The 16,721-nt window shown below is 58.1% G+C and carries 18 protein-coding genes and 1 pseudogene; 10 read left to right on the top strand and 9 right to left on the bottom strand.

Annotation, left to right across the window (positions count from 1 at the left end; all coding sequences use genetic code 11):
• Positions 1–53: 53 nt before the first annotated feature.
• Entirely contained in the window at positions 54–983 is a 930-nt protein-coding gene (locus tag NZ705_06365) for a hypothetical protein (GenBank protein ID MCS7292583.1), read from the top strand.
• A 44-nt stretch (positions 984–1,027) separates the two neighbouring features.
• Entirely contained in the window at positions 1,028–2,251 is a 1,224-nt protein-coding gene (locus NZ705_06360) for an ABC transporter substrate-binding protein (GenBank protein ID MCS7292582.1), read from the top strand.
• Here the strand turns inward: NZ705_06360 and NZ705_06355 are convergent.
• Positions 2,229–3,521, bottom strand: coding sequence for a hypothetical protein (locus NZ705_06355; GenBank protein MCS7292581.1), 1,293 nt, complete (start codon positions 3,519–3,521; stop codon positions 2,229–2,231). The two genes, NZ705_06360 and NZ705_06355, sit on opposite strands and share 23 nt — an antisense overlap.
• Positions 3,522–3,568: 47 nt before the next feature.
• Here NZ705_06355 and NZ705_06350 point away from each other — a divergent pair, with 47 nt between their 5' ends.
• Genes NZ705_06350 through NZ705_06340 form a run of 3 tightly spaced genes read left to right on the top strand, consistent with a single transcriptional unit; the run spans position 3,569 to position 6,576 of the window.
• Positions 3,569–5,014, top strand: coding sequence for an NADH-quinone oxidoreductase subunit M (locus NZ705_06350; GenBank protein MCS7292580.1), 1,446 nt, complete (start codon positions 3,569–3,571; stop codon positions 5,012–5,014).
• Positions 5,011–6,120, top strand: coding sequence for a CO2 hydration protein (locus tag NZ705_06345; GenBank protein ID MCS7292579.1), 1,110 nt, complete (start codon positions 5,011–5,013; stop codon positions 6,118–6,120). Before NZ705_06350 ends, NZ705_06345 begins: the two co-directional genes overlap by 4 nt.
• 39 nt (positions 6,121–6,159) lie before the next feature.
• The gene (locus tag NZ705_06340) at positions 6,160–6,576 is read left to right on the top strand and encodes a tetratricopeptide repeat protein (GenBank protein ID MCS7292578.1); all 417 of its coding nucleotides are present in this window, start codon (positions 6,160–6,162) and stop codon (positions 6,574–6,576) included.
• On the opposite strand, the gene NZ705_06335 is transcribed toward NZ705_06340, so the two are convergent.
• From NZ705_06335 to NZ705_06305, 7 genes are all read right to left on the bottom strand, one after another.
• Positions 6,573–7,922, bottom strand: a complete 1,350-nt coding sequence (locus NZ705_06335; protein ID MCS7292577.1) for an LCP family protein — start codon at positions 7,920–7,922, stop codon at positions 6,573–6,575. The genes NZ705_06340 and NZ705_06335 overlap by 4 nt on opposite strands.
• 41 nt (positions 7,923–7,963) lie before the next feature.
• Entirely contained in the window at positions 7,964–8,299 is a 336-nt protein-coding gene (locus NZ705_06330) for a hypothetical protein (GenBank protein MCS7292576.1), read from the bottom strand.
• Between the two features lie 5 nt (positions 8,300–8,304).
• Positions 8,305–8,925, bottom strand: a complete 621-nt coding sequence (locus NZ705_06325; GenBank protein MCS7292575.1) for a peptidylprolyl isomerase — start codon at positions 8,923–8,925, stop codon at positions 8,305–8,307.
• Positions 8,926–9,023: 98 nt separating this feature from the next.
• Positions 9,024–9,587 carry a photosystem I assembly protein Ycf4 gene (locus tag NZ705_06320; GenBank protein ID MCS7292574.1) on the bottom strand — a complete coding sequence of 188 codons (564 nt, stop codon included), beginning with the start codon at positions 9,585–9,587 and terminating at the stop codon, positions 9,024–9,026.
• Positions 9,588–9,618: 31 nt separating this feature from the next.
• On the bottom strand, positions 9,619–10,374 hold the full coding sequence (locus tag NZ705_06315) for a response regulator transcription factor (protein MCS7292573.1): 756 nt from the start codon (positions 10,372–10,374) through the stop codon (positions 9,619–9,621).
• 104 nt (positions 10,375–10,478) lie between these two features.
• Positions 10,479–11,102 carry a DUF3318 domain-containing protein gene (locus NZ705_06310; GenBank protein MCS7292572.1) on the bottom strand — a complete coding sequence of 208 codons (624 nt, stop codon included), beginning with the start codon at positions 11,100–11,102 and terminating at the stop codon, positions 10,479–10,481.
• Positions 11,103–11,142: 40 nt separating this feature from the next.
• A complete protein-coding gene (locus NZ705_06305) occupies positions 11,143–11,349 on the bottom strand; it encodes a hypothetical protein (GenBank protein ID MCS7292571.1) in 207 nt (68 codons plus the stop codon).
• Positions 11,350–11,505: 156 nt separating this feature from the next.
• Here NZ705_06305 and nrdJ point away from each other — a divergent pair, with 156 nt between their 5' ends.
• On the top strand, positions 11,506–13,791 hold the full coding sequence (nrdJ, locus tag NZ705_06300; GenBank protein ID MCS7292570.1) for a ribonucleoside-triphosphate reductase, adenosylcobalamin-dependent: 2,286 nt from the start codon (positions 11,506–11,508) through the stop codon (positions 13,789–13,791).
• A gap of 5 nt (positions 13,792–13,796) precedes the next feature.
• On the top strand, positions 13,797–14,366 hold the full coding sequence (gene pth / locus NZ705_06295) for an aminoacyl-tRNA hydrolase (GenBank protein MCS7292569.1): 570 nt from the start codon (positions 13,797–13,799) through the stop codon (positions 14,364–14,366).
• Here pth and NZ705_06290 read toward each other — a convergent pair.
• Entirely contained in the window at positions 14,359–14,709 is a 351-nt protein-coding gene (locus NZ705_06290; GenBank protein ID MCS7292568.1) for a metalloregulator ArsR/SmtB family transcription factor, read from the bottom strand. The genes pth and NZ705_06290 overlap by 8 nt on opposite strands.
• A gap of 110 nt (positions 14,710–14,819) precedes the next feature.
• On the opposite strand from NZ705_06290, the gene NZ705_06285 reads away from it, so the two are divergent.
• The 3 genes and pseudogenes from NZ705_06285 (at position 14,820) to NZ705_06275 (ending at position 16,721) form a co-directional block, all read left to right on the top strand.
• Positions 14,820–15,512 carry an MBL fold metallo-hydrolase gene (locus tag NZ705_06285; GenBank protein ID MCS7292567.1) on the top strand — a complete coding sequence of 231 codons (693 nt, stop codon included), beginning with the start codon at positions 14,820–14,822 and terminating at the stop codon, positions 15,510–15,512.
• 13 nt (positions 15,513–15,525) lie between these two features.
• Positions 15,526–16,089, top strand: a complete 564-nt coding sequence (locus NZ705_06280) for a rhodanese-like domain-containing protein (protein ID MCS7292566.1) — start codon at positions 15,526–15,528, stop codon at positions 16,087–16,089.
• Positions 16,077–16,721, top strand: a pseudogene (locus NZ705_06275) (sulfite exporter TauE/SafE family protein). Before NZ705_06280 ends, NZ705_06275 begins: the two are co-directional and overlap by 13 nt.

The following is a 16,721-nucleotide window of genomic DNA, read 5'->3' as shown; positions in this document are numbered from 1 at the left end:
GACACGTTGCTGGGTCTCCTGTACGATTATCGCCGAAACGCCGTGGCCAACCCATGATTATCCTGACGCACCGCTTCGGACGCCTGGGGAACCGTTTATTAATCTCCGCCCACCTGTTGGCCTATGCCCTAGAGAAAAACCACCAATTATGGGACTGGGGCTTTGCAGAATATACCCCCTATTTTGTCGGCCCAGCATCGAACCCCAATGTATTTCGATGGCCCTACCGTCCCTGGGTGCCCAAAGTGGTTTATACCGGGGTACGTGTCCTACGCAAGCTAGTGAATGCCTATCCCGTATTGAAGTCCCATATCCAAGTCCTGCCAGAACCGGGAAAACACTGGGGCAATCCGTTGCTCATTGATGATTTGGTGGTGAAGACCGCCTTGTGTGTGCGAGCGTGGTATATCCGGGCGCCCCGTTGCTTTGTCAAGCATCAACAGACGCTGCGGGAATGGTTTACACCAATACCCCTGCATCAGCAACGCATTGATGCCTTTGTGCAACCCTTACGGGATACCTACGATACGCTGGTCGGCTTGCATATTCGGGCGGGAGATTATCGGTTGTATGGTGGGTTCCACGGGCTGGAAATGTGGCGAATTGTTATGGAACGGATGACGGAACAATTAGCCGGCCAGCGGGTGGCTTTTATCCTGTGTTCGGATGAGGATTTCCGTGACCAGGCGCATCGATTCCAAGACTTTCCTGTGTATTTCGGCCCTGGGCATGTGGTGGAGGATTTATACACCTTGGCTCGCTGTGATTATCTGGTTGGCGTCCCCAGCACTTACAGCAACTGGGCGGCGTTCTATGGTCAAGTGCCAATCTGTCAGGTGGGCTACGTGAAATTGCATACCCCTGATCCGGTTTGCCATGACTTAGCTGCCAGCCGGCAACGCCTGGAACAGGATATGCGAGCGTTGACGTTGTCCCAGTTCCGCCGGATTACCTATTTTGTGGACCATCGCATTGACCCTTAAACTAGAATTTCAATGCAACAGGCCATCGCAGGGGTGGGGAGTTCATGAAACGGTGGGTGATTCCAGGACTGGCATTGACGGGGTTGTTGGCGGGTTGTCAACCAGCGCCCCAGGGGTTGAAATTGGGCGTCCTGTTGCCGGCAACCGGGGATTTGGCGCCCTTGGGACAAGAGATGATTCCGGCGGTGAATCTGCTGGTGGAACAGGTGAACGCCTGCGGGGGGGTCAACGGCCAGCCGGTGCAGGTCTTCCAAGAAGACGACCAGACGCAACCAACCGCAGGGGCCGCCGCGATGACCAAACTGGCGGAAGTCAACCAGGTGGGGGGCGTGGTGGGTTCTTTTGCCAGCAGCGTGTCCCAGGCGGCGTTGGATGTGGCGGTGCGTAACCAGGTGCCGCTGGTGTCGCCGGGGAGCACCAGTCCCGAGTTCACCGAACGGGCCAAGAAAGGCGAATACAAGGGCTTTTGGTACCGCACAGCTCCGCCGGATACCTACCAGGGGGCAGCGCTGGCGGCCTTGGCCTTGAAACGGGGACTCCGGCGCGTCAGCACGGTGGTGATTAACAACAGCTATGGCCTGGGGTTTGAACGGGAGTTTACCCGAGCCTTCACCCAAAAAGGCGGCCAGATTGTTAATCGTCCCACCCGCTACGACCCCAATGCCACGACCTTGGAAAGTGAAGCCCGCAGCGCCTTTGCCAATAAACCCCAGGCGGTGATGGCAGCCGTCTATGCGGAAACGGGAGCGCTGTTGTTGAAATCGGCCTATGAGCAAGGGCTGTTGCCAGGGGTGCAATTGTTACTGACGGATGCGGTGCAGTCGGAGCAGTTCGTCGCCAGTGTGGGCAAAAATCCCCAGGGGCAATTCATTATTGCGGGAGCGATTGGCACGGTGCCGGGGGCGGATGGACCAGCACTGGCGGCCTTGGAGAAACTCTGGCGCGAGAAACGGGGTACGGCCTTGCCCCCTTTTACAGCCCAAACCTGGGATGCGGCGGCGGTGATTATCTTAGCGGCGCAGGCGGCCCAGAGCAATCGCGGGGTGGATATTGCGCCCAAGATTCGCGAGATTGGCAATCCACCAGGTCAACCGGTTACGGATGTCTGTCAGGGTTTGGCACTGCTCAAACAGGGCCAGGACATTAATTACCAGGGTGCCAGCGGCAATGTGGATTTTGATGCATTTGGGGATGTGGTGGGGAGCTATGATGTGTGGCAGGTGACGCCCGATGGCAAAATTCGGGTCATTGACCGGGTGAAACCCTAGGGAAGTACCGCTGGACGTAGGCAATGGCTTCCGTGCGGTCGGTAATTTCTCGGTCTAGGTAGGCGGAACGCAAACGGGAAAGAATCTGGCGAAATTGGGGTCCAGGTTGATAGCCGAGTTCCCGTAAATCTTTGCCATTCAAGGGCGGGTGTTCGTGGGACCAGTGCTGTAAATAGTTGCGTAGGATGTTGCGGATGTTTCCCCGCTGCCGAAACAGGGCCAGCCAGAGAAGTTCCGGCTCGTAAGGCTCCAAGGTTTGGCAAATGCGGCTCACGGGCAAGGCGGGTAATGCCGGCAATTGCGTTTCCAAGCGCTCCAATTGGGCCAAGCGTTTCTGGGCGGCCAAAGGTAAATCCAGACAATGCGCCACAGCATAGCGATCCGTCGGTGGGACGTAGCTGACTAGTAATTCGGTGAGACACCGATACCGGTGGGGATGGTGGCGCAGGACGTAACTAGCAGTGCGCAGACTGCGTTCCAACGCCGGCGTCCAGTGCAGTTCGGGGTGAATGCAGGCCCAGGCGCCTAGCGCTTCTAACCACCGTCCCGCCTGGACCCACTGCGCCATTTGCCAGAGATAGTGCAATTCCGCCCGCAAGCGGGTTTGCAGCGCCGGCGCTTGCCCTGGTTGTTGACGCCAGTATTCATACACACCACTGGCTAACGTCGCATGCCATTGGGCTACGGTTTCCGGGGCAAATTGCAACCCGTAGCGCACCCCATAGCGCACGCCCCGCCATAGCCGAGTGGGGTCATCAGCGAAGCTCCGTTCATGCAACACCCGCAAAGACTTGCGCTGCAAATCCCCCTGCCCATCGAACGGGTCCAGCAAAACGCCTGCGGGATGCAAACCCAGCGCCATGGCATTGATGGTAAAGTCGCGGCGGTGTAAATCCTGGTGGATGTCCGCTGGCGTGACCAGGGGGTTGGCCGCTGGATGGGGATAGGTCTCCCGCCGCGCCAGCGCTAAATCCAAGGCCAAATCCGGCCAGAGCAAGTCGCAGGTGTGGAACTTGGGATGGGGTTGCACCAGGGCACCAGGACGCCAGCGACTCATCTGTTGCGCCAATTCGCCAATGGCATCTGGAGACACCTGATCGAGCACCAAATCCATGTCGCTCAAGGTGATGGTCTGCCCCTGGGATTGGGCCAGCAGCAAATCCCGTACCCCGCCCCCTACCAAGTACACGTGCCCACCCATGGCAGCGACGGCCTGGGCAGTGCGAGTCAAGAACGCCCGCTGGTCTGGGTCTAAATAGGCAAGCAGCATCACCAAGTTCCCTAGAATGAATTCAGGCTGGCGCGTTTCCCTATCCCATGTTAAGTGGCTTGATTGGCTGGCCGTTGCTGGGGGTGCTGTTGCTGTGGCTGGCGCCGGGGCGGTGGGTGCGTTCAGTCGCCTTGGCAACAGTTGCCGTCGTAGCAATTTGGACGGGGGTGTTGCTGGCCCAGTTTGATGTCCACACGGCTGGCTGGCAAATGGTGCAATCGCTCCCCTGGTTAGACAACCTGGGGTTGAGCTATCGCTTGGCGGTGGATGGCCTGTCATTGCCCCTGCTGGGATTAAACAGTCTCATCGTGGCGCTGGTGGTTGCCAGCCCTCATCCGGCATCTCGTCCCCGTTTGTACTACAGCTTGGTGCTGCTGGCGGGTGCGGCGGTAGCGGGCGCATTCCTGGCCCAAAATTTGCTGTTGTTTTTCCTGTTTTATGAACTGGAGTTGCTGCCCCTGTATCTACTCATTGCCATCTGGGGTGGGCCACGGCGGGACTACGCAGCGGTCAAGTTTTTGGTCTATACGGCCATTTCGGGGTTGCTCCTGTTGGCGGCGTTTTTTGGTTTGGTGGTGCTCAGCGGCGCAGGGTCCTTTGATTACGAAGTGATTGTGATGGCTGCGAAAACGCTGGGTTTGGGGGCGCAAATCGGCCTGTTGGTTTTATTGCTGCTGGGGCTGGGCATCAAGATTCCATTGGTGCCGCTGCATACCTGGTTGCCGGATGCCCATGTGGAAGCGTCCACGGAAGTTTCCATGTTGTTGGCGGGCGTCTTGCTCAAGCTGGGAACGTACGGGTTATTGCGGTTTGGGGTGCAGTTGCTGCCAGAGGGGTGGCGGGTGCTAGCGCCGGTGCTGGCGGTCTGGGCAGTGGTGAGCGTCTTGTACGGCTCGTTGATGGCGATTGGGCAGCAGGATATGAAACGGGTGGTGGCCTTTAGCTCGATTGGGCACATGGGCTATGTCTTGCTGGCGGCAGCGGCGGCAACCCCCTTGTCCCTGGTGGCGGCGGTGGCCCAGATGGTAAGCCATGGGTTGATTGCGGCGCTATTGTTTTTCCTGGTGGGGGTGGTCTATCGGGTCACGGGCACACGGGATTTGGCGAAATTGCAGGGGTTGCTCACGCCTGAGCGGGGCTTGCCGGTAGTGGGCAGTTTGATGATCCTGGCGGTGATGGCTAGCAGTGGCATTCCGGGGATGGTCGGTTTCATTAGCGAGTTCATGGTGTTTCGCGGCAGTTTTCCGGTGTTTCCGGTGCCAACAGTGCTGGCGATGCTGGGAACTGCCCTGACGTCGGTGTATTTTTTACTGCTGGTGAACCGGGCGTTTTTTGGGCGATTGACCCCTGCTTTGGCGGAACTGCCGCCGGTTACCTGGGGCCAACGCCTGCCAGCCGTGGTCTTGGCCGGGCTAGTGGTGATGTTGGGGTTGCAACCAAGCTGGTTGGTTCGCTGGAGTGAAGTGACAGTGAGTCATTGGGGGCTGGGATGAAACTGGCAACGCCGTTGGAAACGGTCAAAGAACGCTTGCTCAAGGGCGAGGCGCTGTTGCCAGATACGCCGGAAAATGTGGTGGAAGTGGTGGGCATTCTCAAAAGCTACGGCGTGGTCCTGAAGTATTACTGGGAAAACTTGCTTTACATGGCCCAGGACCAGTTCCTCGTGATTTTTCCCTTTTTCAAATACTTCAACGGGGAAATCACCTGGCAAAAACTGTGGCGCCACTGGAACCACGACCGGATTAACTATGAATTTTCCGAATACTGCATGCGGGCGATGTTGTGGCATGGGAGTCCCCCCTTGGATGCCTACTTAGATTCGCCCGAATTTGCCCAAAACGCTGAGCGCGCTATTCGAGCCAAAATCCAGGGGAACTGGCTTTTACGAATCCTGCACGCCCTTTTTCCCACCTTTCTCCCGGAACAGGTCAAACAAATGGTTTACACCAGCGTACTAGGGCAGTTTTGGCGGGTAATGAGTCCCCTATTTCTACATTTATCTGACCGTTACGACCGGGGTGAAATTGCCTCCATTGCTGCTGTGGTGGACCACATTCGCACGGGGTTAGTCAACGCCGCATCCCAGCCGATTACTTATGCGGTTAAAATCCGGGGAGAAGCCTATCCCTTGGTTCCTGAAAGCGCTAGATTGAACTTTCTCACGGCGGCGGCGGTGCCCTACGTGGAAGCAGTATTTTTCCGGTCGTTTCCCTTCATGGGCACTGTGTCCTACAACGCCCAGGCGTACCAAATTCCCGCCGACCAAGCGGACTTTAACTACGGCGCTTTGTACGCGGACCCGTTACCCATTGGCGGCGCGGGCATTCCCCCCACCTTACTCATGCAAGATATGCGCCATTATTTACCGGATTACCTGCTAGCGCGCTACCGACAAACACCCCGGGGCTTGGGCGACCTGCGGGTTAAAATTTGTGTGAGTTTTCAAAAGGCCATGTTCTGCGTGACGACAGCGGCGATGCAAGCGCTAGCGCCCTATCCCTTGACGAGTACAGACCCGCGGGAACGGGCGGCCAACGAGCGCTATCTGGAGCCTTGGTTACAGCGGCTAGCGGAATCCCGGTTGTTGGCGGTGCAATGAGGAGGTGGAAACGTGAGGAGATGGTGCCTGTGGGGAGGGTTGATAGCAATCCTGTTGCTGAGCAGTAGTTGCGCCCCCAATGCCAACAAAATCTACGAAGAAGGCGTGCGAGCGCTCAAGCAGGGCCGTCCCCAGGAGGCGGTGACCAAGCTAAATGAGGTGATTCGCCTGCGCCCCGATTACCTGGAGGCCTACGAACAACGGGGCATTGCCTATCTGAAGTTGGGGGAATACCGGGAGGCCGTGCGGGATTTGACCAAGGCATTGGAGGGCAAGCCGGATAACCCCGTGCTCTTGCGCCACCGGGCCATTGCCTACTTCGGGATGGGGAAGCCGGATCAGGGCAATGCCGACTTGTGCCGGGCGGCGGAAGTTACCAAAGACACCAAAGTCCTGCAGAGTTGCGCTGCACGTCAACAGGCGGAACAGACCCCACCCACTGACAATCCGGGTTAGAGGGAAGTAGCCCTGCTCAAATGGAACCGCCAATCCCGTCCAATCCGCACCGTGACATCGGAGTTGAGCACGCCGGTGCTGTCCACCCGAACTTCGCCAAATCCAAGGGCGTCGCGTACCGCTTGCGCCGCCTGCACATTCCCCTGCTGGGCAATAATCACTGTCTGGTTTAACGTCTCGTGCCAGGGTACCTCGCGGTACAAACGCCGGAATCCGGCCTTCAGGAGATGCTCGGTCACCGCCGGAACGGCTCCTTGCTCACCCGTGCTGTCCTGCAACACCACCTCCATCTGGGCAAGCTGGAGTTCCCCGCGCCAGGTCGTATCTGCCGGCAAACCAAAATGTTGCACCGCCATCTGCCGGATCCGGATGGGGTCGGGAATCCAGTAGCCGGACAAGCGCCCTGGTGTCCCAAACTGGCCCGGCAACAGCATCATGTGAAATTTTTCCCGCGGCGTCTGCTGGGCAAACCGCACCAGGGCAACCAGTTCTTCGCCCGTCAGGTTGGTATCTACGTACTGCTTGATGGCGCTGAATATTTGGGGCAAGCGGGTTACAGTCTGGGGGTTCAACGCTTGCTCCTGAAAGGCCCGCATGAACATCTGTTGCCGCTGAATCCGGCCAATATCCCCTAGCCCGTCCTGGCGATACAGAAGAAAATGCAGCGCCTGCTTGCCGTTCAGTTTCTGAGGTCCCGCCTTGAGATGGATGTACAGGTGCTGACTGTCGTCTTGATATTTCATATCTTTGGGGACATTAATGGTAATGCCCCCCACGGCATCCACCAGCGCTTCAATCGCCATAGGGTTGACCCGCACGTAGCGGTCAATGACCACTCCTCCCAACAGGCCGCTGACGGTTTCGGCGGCTAGCGCCGGCCCTCCTTTGGCGTTGGCTTCGTTCAACTTGCTGTAGGGGTCATTTTTAATCAGCACTTGGGTATCGCGGGGCAGGGAAAGGACGGTCACCGTTCCCCTATCCGGGTCAAACCGCCACAGCATCATCGTGTCCGTTAGCCCCTCAAAATCGTTGACCCGCTTCTGGTAACCCGCCTGGGGGTCCAACGCCAGCACCTTGATCCCCAAAAACAAGATATTCACCGGGCGGCGTAGTTCCGGCACGCCCCAAAATCCCCCGGCAATGGGTTCCCCAAAAAAGGTTTTGGCTTCTTCCTGGCTCAACCACCGCTGTTGCAGGGGAGTACTGTGCAAAAACCAGGCCAGCCCACCGCCCACCGCCGCTGAACTGACCCCGAGTAGGATAAACAGGGCCAGACTCCATCGCGGCCAATGTCGCGCCCGTACTCGCGCCGGAGCAATTCGAGTGGGTGTGGGCGTCACAGACACAGGTCACCTCAGCGCTTCATTTAGATTAGCGTACATCGCCCCTAGGGTAAACGGCGAGCCAAACGCCCTAGCCACGGCAAGGACGGGGATTCGCCTCGCCAGACCCGGAGCGTCAACCACACCTGCAAGACGAAGTAGCCCGACGTCACGAAGCTGTTCACCACCAAGGCGGGCAGCGCCAACGACTCCTGCTGGGCGGCGGTTCCCAACAACCCGTAGGCGACCAGCCACAAGCCGGTAAGAGTCACGACGCTACGGCTCAATTCCCGTTCCCGCCGCGAACGTGGGCGATTGGTTGCCAGGTTCCACAGCGCCGGCACAAGACCCACCACCGGCAACAGGTACACGAGCAACCGCCAGCGCGAGGGGGTTTCCATCGCGATCACTGGATCGTGGTCAAATGCTCAGCACCCTGCACCACCCGCGCTCGGGTGATCCGGTCTCCCTGCCTGATCCGGTCCACCACCTCCATCCCCTTGGTCACGTAACCAAAAACTGCATAGTTCCCATCCAGGAAGCTGGTCTCGGCAAGGGTGATGTAGAACTGGGAAGAGGCGGAATTGGGATTTTGGGAACGGGCCATCGCTAGGGCACCCCGCCGGTGGCGCAACTTGGGGGCTTGCTGGATGTTCTGCTCCGGGAACGTGCGCCCATACAAGGCCTGGGTGGCCCCTTCCGGCTTGATCTCCAAGGGAATGACCCGCTCCCGCTTGGTCTGGGGGTCCACAAACCCGCCAGTGCCGTTGCCCTTGGGGTCGCCACCTTGAACCACAAACGGTTGGGGCTCCCGCACGACGCGGTGAAACGTCAAGTTGTCGTAAAACCCGCGCTGTACCAAGTCCACAAAATTCCCCGCTGTCACTGGCGCGTCTTCCCCATTTACCTCCAGCAGGATCGTCTGGCCGTTGACCACCAGTTCCACAACCGCTTTGCCGTTAAGACAGGGATAGCCGCGCAATGGTTGCACCAGTTCGGGGGGGATGTTGCACCGGGAAGATGTCATCGCTCCAGGCTCCGGGCGAGATGGATTCAGGCTGTCGGCGTTGGCCTGGCAACCCACCAGCCACAATAGCACAAATGCCAGCCACACAACGCGTCCCATCACAATCCCTCTACTGGCACACCCAAAAATCGCGCCAATCGCGCCGCCCGTTCCTCCAGTTCCCCCAGAGCCAGGGGTCGTCCCGCCGGCGTCAAAGGGATATCCCGCTTACCTCGCAGCCGCAGATACAAAGCCCGCCGGGGATTGAGGAAGTTATCCCGGACCATCACCCGGATGGCCTGCACCTCCGCCAGGTCATACACCAGCTCCACCCGCCGGTTTCTTCCTGGCCAGCCCCACCGGAAAATCGTCACCCGTTGGGTTTCCTTGTCAAATTCGTTGTACCCACCGCCCACATCCCAGACAATCAACAACCACAAAAACCCGCTCAGGAGTAAACCCGCCACGCCATAAGCGCCCATCACGATGCCCTGGGGGATAAACAGCAACTGGGTGGGGTCAGCAAAGGGCAACAAATTCACCCGGGTATAGCTGGAAATCCCAGCCAGCAGAAATCCCAGACCACCCAAGCCCGTCACCGTTGCCCACCAGTAGTTGCTCAGGCGACGCGCACCCTGAACAGATTCCCGGTAACGAGTTGGCGTCACCGTCTCCGTCGCCATAAACCCAAAGGCACTCGCTGGTTTGATCCTATCAGCTCTGGGAAGGAGACGTCGTCGTTTGACTCCGGCCTGTGGGCAATTTCCCATCCACCGGCGGCAGCTCCAGGCAATAGCCCGCCCCGTACACCGTTTTGATGTACTTGGGATGGCGGGGGTCCGGTTCCAGTTTGGTGCGCAAATGCCGCACATGTACCCGGATTGTCTCGATGTCGTCGTCCGGGTCGTAGCCCCACACCTCCCGCAAGATGTCGCTGGGGGCCACCGTTTGCCCGTGCCGTTGCAACAGGCAATGGAGCAGGTCAAACTCTAGATGGGTCAGTTTAATCGTCTTGTCAAACCAAATCGCCTCAAAGCGCTCCGGGATCAGGGTCAACGGGCCGTAGCTGAGAATTTCCCCAGGGGCTGCCTGGGGTGCCCGGTCCGCCCGCCGCAACAAGGCCCGCACCCGCGCCAGCATCTCCTGCACCTCAAAGGGTTTGGTCAGGTAGTCGTCGGCGCCCGCGTTAAACCCTTCCACCTTGTCCTGGGTTTGACTCAAGGCCGTCAACATCAGGATGGGGATGTGGCTGGTGCGCTCGTCCCGCCGCAGGCGCTGGCATAGCGTTAACCCGTCCACCCGCGGCAACATCAAATCCAGCATGATCAAATCCGGCAGCAATTGGATGGCGAGCGCCTGTCCCTTTACACCATCGTTGGCTTCGCTGACATCATAACCCGCCAATTCTAAATTCACTTTCACCAATTCTGTAATGGCGGCGTCGTCATCAATCACCAAAATGCGTGGCATAATAAAACAGCAATAAAAACAACTTTTCTATAGTAGGCAAGGGCGTTCCCCATATTGATGAGTAGGCCTACCCATTATTATAGGGCGTTGTCAAGGGGCGCAACTTATTCGCGGGAACGGCTCTGCTTGGCCCGTTGGGCGCTCCGTTTGAGGGCATCGAGACGGGCTTCGTAGCGACGGCGCAACCCCTTGTTGGGGGTCTGTTCCGCCAGCAGTTTCAGGGCGCTCCCCAAGCTTTTATAGGCGGCTGGGAGGGTATAGCCGTGTTGCACTGCCAGTTGAATCGCCCGTTCATCGGCCTGAATCGCCCACTTCAAAGCGTTTTGTTTCTGGTGTCGCCGCCACAGCCGATACCCCGCAAACCCCGTCAGTCCCAGGGATAGCAACAGCAACAGCGTGTCTTGCACCCACAATTCCCCGACCGTTCCCCCCAGGCCAATCGCTAGGGCTGCCATTTCCCAGCCTTCTTTGGGCAAAGTATCGCTCTGGATGCGGGCCACCTCGTGCCAGAAGAGCAAATTCCGCTGGTCAATTGCCAGTTGGTCCCACCGCACCGGGTCAATTTGAATCTCCACCTGGTCCTTGTCCACTTCTTCGCTGGTGATTACCGGCGGATTCATGGCTGTACTGGGCACAATGGTGACCCAGCCGCGCATTTCCATTGGCAATAGGCCCTGCAGGCGGCGAAATTCACCTTGGTAGGCATCGGTAGCGGCACTTGTCGGCATAACAGTCCCTCGCGTTCTCCCCTGCCTATCTTAGTTTTGTCTAGGAGCGAAGGGCTACCACTCGAAATCCCATCGCGCATTCAAAGGCCAGCGGTTCCTGGGCTTCTCCTCGCTGCGCCGGATAACCGCATCCCAACCGTCCCCCTGACCATCGGGGTGTTCCCCTCTGGCTGGCCAGCGGGCAACTCTGACAAATCACTTCCGGTTCCAACACCTGGTCACTCAGCAGGATTCGCAGGGTGGGCATCCCGGTCATCTTGCACATCCCCGATACTCTTATCTTAGACCAAATCGCTCGGTAGCGGGGTGTCCCCTCGGTCGCAGGGCGAAGCTCTGTTGTTAAGTTTGCTCTCTAAAGGTGGTTTAGCTATATCATGACTTTGGACTTGCCTAGGACGCGACGATGACCCAAGCGCCTGAACGTTCCCTTTCCATGACCGAAAGCGCCCTGGAGGCGGAACTCGACCACCGCATGAGCCGCTATGGCTTGAATCCCTGCGTCACCGCCGATACTTGGGTGCAGACCGAGTGGGGAGCGCGACAGGTCAAGGAACTCATCGGTCAGCCGCATGGGACGTATGTGCATGGGAAGCTGTTCCAAACGACACCGGCGGGTTTCTTCTGCAGTGGGATGCAACCTGTGTTTCGGCTCCACACGTGGGAGGGTTACTGCCTGCGCTTGACCGCCAACCACCCTGTGCTCAAGGTCATTCGGCAAACGACGCAACGCCAGGACTGTGCATGGGTTGCAGCAGCGCATCTTCAGCCGGGTGACCTCATCTGCTTGCACAACCACCGGGGGATGTTGCCTTGGTCGGGCATAGGTACCTGGACCGAGGGCTGGTTACTAGGCAATTTGATGGGCGATGGTTGTTTGTCGGAATATGTACCCAGTCATGGACGGCGAGGCCATTGGCGTTACTGGGGCGAACACCAAGTCATGATGGCTGAGTTTGCCCAAGCCCTTTGTCAATCAGTTTTCCCTGATTTTTCCAGCCAAATTTTACGAAATCATCCCCAGAACCGCTACAGTGAAGTAGGAAGCGCTCGTTTATTCCATCTGGCTGCATCTTACGGATTAGGTGAAGGCCGCAAAATTATTACACCAGCCATTGAACGCGCCAGTTATGAATTCTACCGGGGCTTTCTAGGGGGATTTTTTGATGCTGATGGCAGTGTCCAAGGCGACCAGACCAAAGGGGTCAGCGTGCGGTTAGCCCACAGCGACCTGGAACGGTTGCGGGCGGTGCAGCGCATGTTGCTCCGGTTGGGCATTGTTTCAACGCTCTCCATCAACCGGCGTCCAGCCCATACCCGTTTATTGCCTAATTCCCAACGACAACTGGTTGCCTATCCCTGTCGGGCGCAACACGAACTGGTCATTAGCGGTGACAATTTGCAGGAGTTTCAGCGGTTGATTGGGTTTCGTGACCCCGACAAAGCAACTCGTTTAGCCACGTTACTTGAACGCCACCAACGGCACCTGAACCGTGAGCGATTTACGGCAACCGTCATGGCCTTGGTTCCAGATGGGGAGGAGCTGGTTTACGACTGCTCTGTTCCAGGCGCTAATCGTTTTGATGCCAATGGGTTGGTTGTGCATAACTGCGGCGAAATTATCGGTGCTGATTTTCACTGTAACCTATCTGAAATTCACTTAAACCGGATTGATCCCCATAACTTTGAAGAGCAGGAAAAAGCCTTTACCGCTGGCGCTCTAACAGTAGCCGCCCTGTTGCACCACCGGTTTGTGGAGCCGCGTTTTCAATACTCGCGAGAGATTGACCCGATTGTGGGGGTGTCGTTTACAGGGTTGTTTGATTTCTTTGTGCATGCCTTTGGCAAGGAATGGCTCCAGTGGTGGGCGGCGGGACGACCGGATAGCGAACTAGGCTTGATTTTGCGCCAGAAGGAGGCCGACTATCTCACGTTTTGGAAAGAAGTTGTGCATCGGGTGGTGTGGGACTACTGCGACCGGCATGGGTTACGGCGGCCCAATCGCTGCACCACAGTGCAACCGGCGGGTACGAAAAGTTTGCTCACCAATGCGTCGCCGGGGTGGCATCCCCCCAAAGCCCAGCGCTACATCCGTCGCATCACCTTTGCCAAAAATGACCCGGTGGCCCTGGCCTGCATGGATTACGGCTATAGCGTGGTGCCAGGTCAAGCCGATAAGGACGAGCAGGGGCACTTACTCAATGACCCCTTTGACCCGCGCTGCACCGAATGGCTGGTGGAAATTCCGGTGGCGGTCTCCTGGGCGGACATTGCCGACGAGGCGGGGGTGGACATCAGTCAATTCAGCGCCCTAGCCCAATTCGATTTCTACATGAATGTCCAGCGCCATTACACTACCCACAACACATCGGCGACGATTGAGTTTCGCGAGCATGAGATTGAGCAACTCGCCGACCGGATTTACCAGGCAATTCAGCACGATGAGGGCTATATCAGCGCCGCATTGTTGGCCCGGTTCGATGCGCTGCAAACCTTTCCCCGGTTGCCCTTTGAACCGATCAGCAAAGAACGCTACGAAGCGCTGATGCAACAGGTGCTCCAACGACGCAAATCGGATGACTTCGGGGCGTTGTTGCGCCAGTACGACCAACCCCAGGTGCCCTTGACGCCGGAGGTGGCCGCCTGCGAAGGGATGACCTGCGAGACACCTAGTCAGCCACCAGCGACCTAGAAACCATGTCCCCCTTGCGCTTGATGGTGGGCTTGGGGAATCCAGGGGCCAAGTACGAGCGCACACGACACAACGTGGGATTTATGGCGGTGGACGCCTTGGCGGGCCGGTGGGGATTGGCGTGGCGGGAAAAATCCCAGTGGCACGGTTGGGTCGCCGAAGGCCAAGGGATTGTGCTGCTGAAGCCGAATACTTATATGAATCACTCTGGCCAGGCGGTTCAGGCGGTCTGTCGCTGGTTCAAGTTCACTCCCCGCGAAATCCTAGTTATTTACGACGACTTGGACTTGCCCTTTGGCCGGTTGCGCCTGCGTAAACAGGGTTCTGCCGGCGGGCACAACGGGATGAAATCCATCATTGCTCACCTAGGGACCCAAGAATTTCCCCGGTTGCGCATCGGCATCGGTCGTCCAGTGGTGGGAGAGAGCGCCCACTACGTATTGGAACCCTTCAGCCCTGAACAGCAGGCGCTTTTGCCCCGCCTCCTAAACGAAGTGGTGCGCGTTGTTGAGCTGGCGTTGCGGGAAGGACTGGACCAGGCGATGAATATCGGCAACGCCCTGGTCATTACCTAAACTGCAATGCGCCTTTATTCTCCCCCTCGAAGGTCTGGAGTTGCGCCTGCAACCGGTTTTGCAACCCTTGGCACACCAACTCGCACATGGGCAGGATAATCGGGTCGCTGATCCGGTAGTACACCTGTACTCCCTGGGGTTGCCGTTGCACCATCCCCGCCTGGGTGAGAATTTTTAGGTGCTTGGACACATTCGCTTGCCCCAATCCCGTCGCCGCCATGATCTCCGATACGTTTTTAGGACCGTCCTTGAGCGCACAGAGCACCTGCAGCCGGCTCACTTCCGATAACACTTTGAAGTAGTCGGCCACTTGCTCCAGGACCGCCACCGACATCGTTGCCATACACTGCCCCGCCATCGCTTCCTTAACCTCAGCATAACCCATCTGTGGCTTGCATAAATTATTATATAGTTATACAATTTATGATAAAGACGGAAGGGAGGGCAAAAGCGGTGTTATTTCGGCAGTTATACGACCGGGAGAGCTGGACCTACAGTTACCTAATTGCCGACCCGGATACGAAAGAGGCGGCGCTGGTGGACTCAGTGTTGGAGCAGGTGGAGCGGGATGTGCAGTTGTTGCGGGAGCTAGGGCTGACTCTGCGCTATGCCATCGAGACCCATGTCCACGCTGACCACATCACCGGCGCGGGCAAGTTACGGGAAATCACGGGTTGCCAGACAGTGGTGCCGGTGGGGTCCAAAGCCGAGTGTGCCGACCGGTTCATCGCCGATGGAGAGGTACTCCAGGTGGGGAAAGTGACGATTCAAGCGATTGCCACTTTGGGGCACACCGACAGCCACATGGCCTACTTGGTCAACGGCACGCACCTGCTCACGGGCGATTCCCTGCTTATCCGGGGCTGTGGGCGGACGGACTTCCAAAGCGGCAACCCAGGATTGCTCTACGATGCGATTACCGAGCGCCTATTTACCTTGCCGGAGGAAACGCTGGTGTATCCAGGGCATGACTACCGGGGTCACACGGTTTCTACCATTGGTGAAGAAAAACGCTGGAACTCGCGCCTGGCTGGGAAGTCGCGCGACGAGTTCATTGCTCTCATGAACAGCTTGAACCTGCCGGACCCGAAAAAGATTGCCGAGGCGGTGCCGGCGAATGAACGTTGCGGTTTGGTGAGTGTGTAGGGAGGTGCACGCCATGACGCAAGTGCAAACGACTACACCAGGAATTCAGTGCTGGGATGCGGCCACCCTGAAGGCGGAATGGGACGCTGGGCGGGTGTGGCTGGTGGATGTGCGGGAACCAGTGGAGTACGCCGAGGAGCGGATTCCAGGGGCGATTTGCCATCCCCTGTCCAAGTTCAATCCCGCTGAAATCAAATGCCCCGATGATAAGGTTTTGGTGCTGTATTGCCGGTCAGGGAATCGTTCCTACCGGGCGGCGCAGCAGTTACTGGCGGCGGGGTGTGCGCAGGTGACCCATTTGCAGGGCGGCATCATGGCCTGGAAACAACAGGGCTATCCTGTGGAGCGTAACCCCAAAGCCCCCATTAGCTTGTTCCGCCAGGTGCAGATTGTGGCCGGTTCGCTAGTTTTGCTGGGGACAATTCTGGGGGCTACGGTCTCGCCCTGGTTCCTGCTGCTCAGCGGGTTTGTGGGAGCAGGGCTGGTGTTCGCTGGGGTGACCAACACCTGTGCGCTAGGGATGCTCCTGGCGCAGTTGCCCTATAACAAGCGAGCAGGTCAATCGTGGCAGTCCTAGTCGGCTATGCCCTAGCGATACTCTTTGGCCTAAGCCTGGGGTTACTCGGGGGCGGCGGTTCGGTACTGGCCTTACCGGTACTGCTGTACGTGGTGGGCATTGCTCCTAAAGTCGCTGTCCCCATGACCCTGGTAGTTGTCGGTGCTGTGAGCCTGCTGGGAGCAATTCCCCACATGCGCCGGGGTAATGTCACCTGGCGGGCCGGGGTGGCGTTTGGCGGTGCGACAATGGTGGGAGCCTACGGGGGCGCGCGCTTAGCTACCTTGCCGTTTATCACCGATACGGTTCAGACGACCCTCTTTGCCGTGGCAATGCTGGTGGCGGCAGGGTTGATGATCCGGCGTCGCCCTCCTGCTCCGGAACTCACCGGCCCCTATGTCCCGCCCGTTTGTCCCTACTGCTGGTTGTGGTTGCCGACGGAAGGGTTGCTGGTGGGTATGCTAACTGGGCTGGTAGGTGTGGGCGGTGGTTTTGCCATTGTGCCGGCGTTAGTGTTACTGGCCAACATCCCCGTAAAACAGGCGATTGGCACGTCGTTGTTAATCATTGCGGCTAATTCCCTAGCCGGTTTAGCGGGTTATCTAGGGCATGTGCATCTGGACTGGCATTTGACGGTCAATTTCACGCTTTTG

This window comes from Gloeomargarita sp. SKYB120 (genome assembly GCA_025062155.1).
Taxonomy (GTDB): Bacteria; Cyanobacteriota; Cyanobacteriia; order Gloeomargaritales; family Gloeomargaritaceae; genus Gloeomargarita.
Note: the sequence above shows the minus strand (reverse complement) of the source record. Positions and strands in the feature narration are given on the sequence as shown.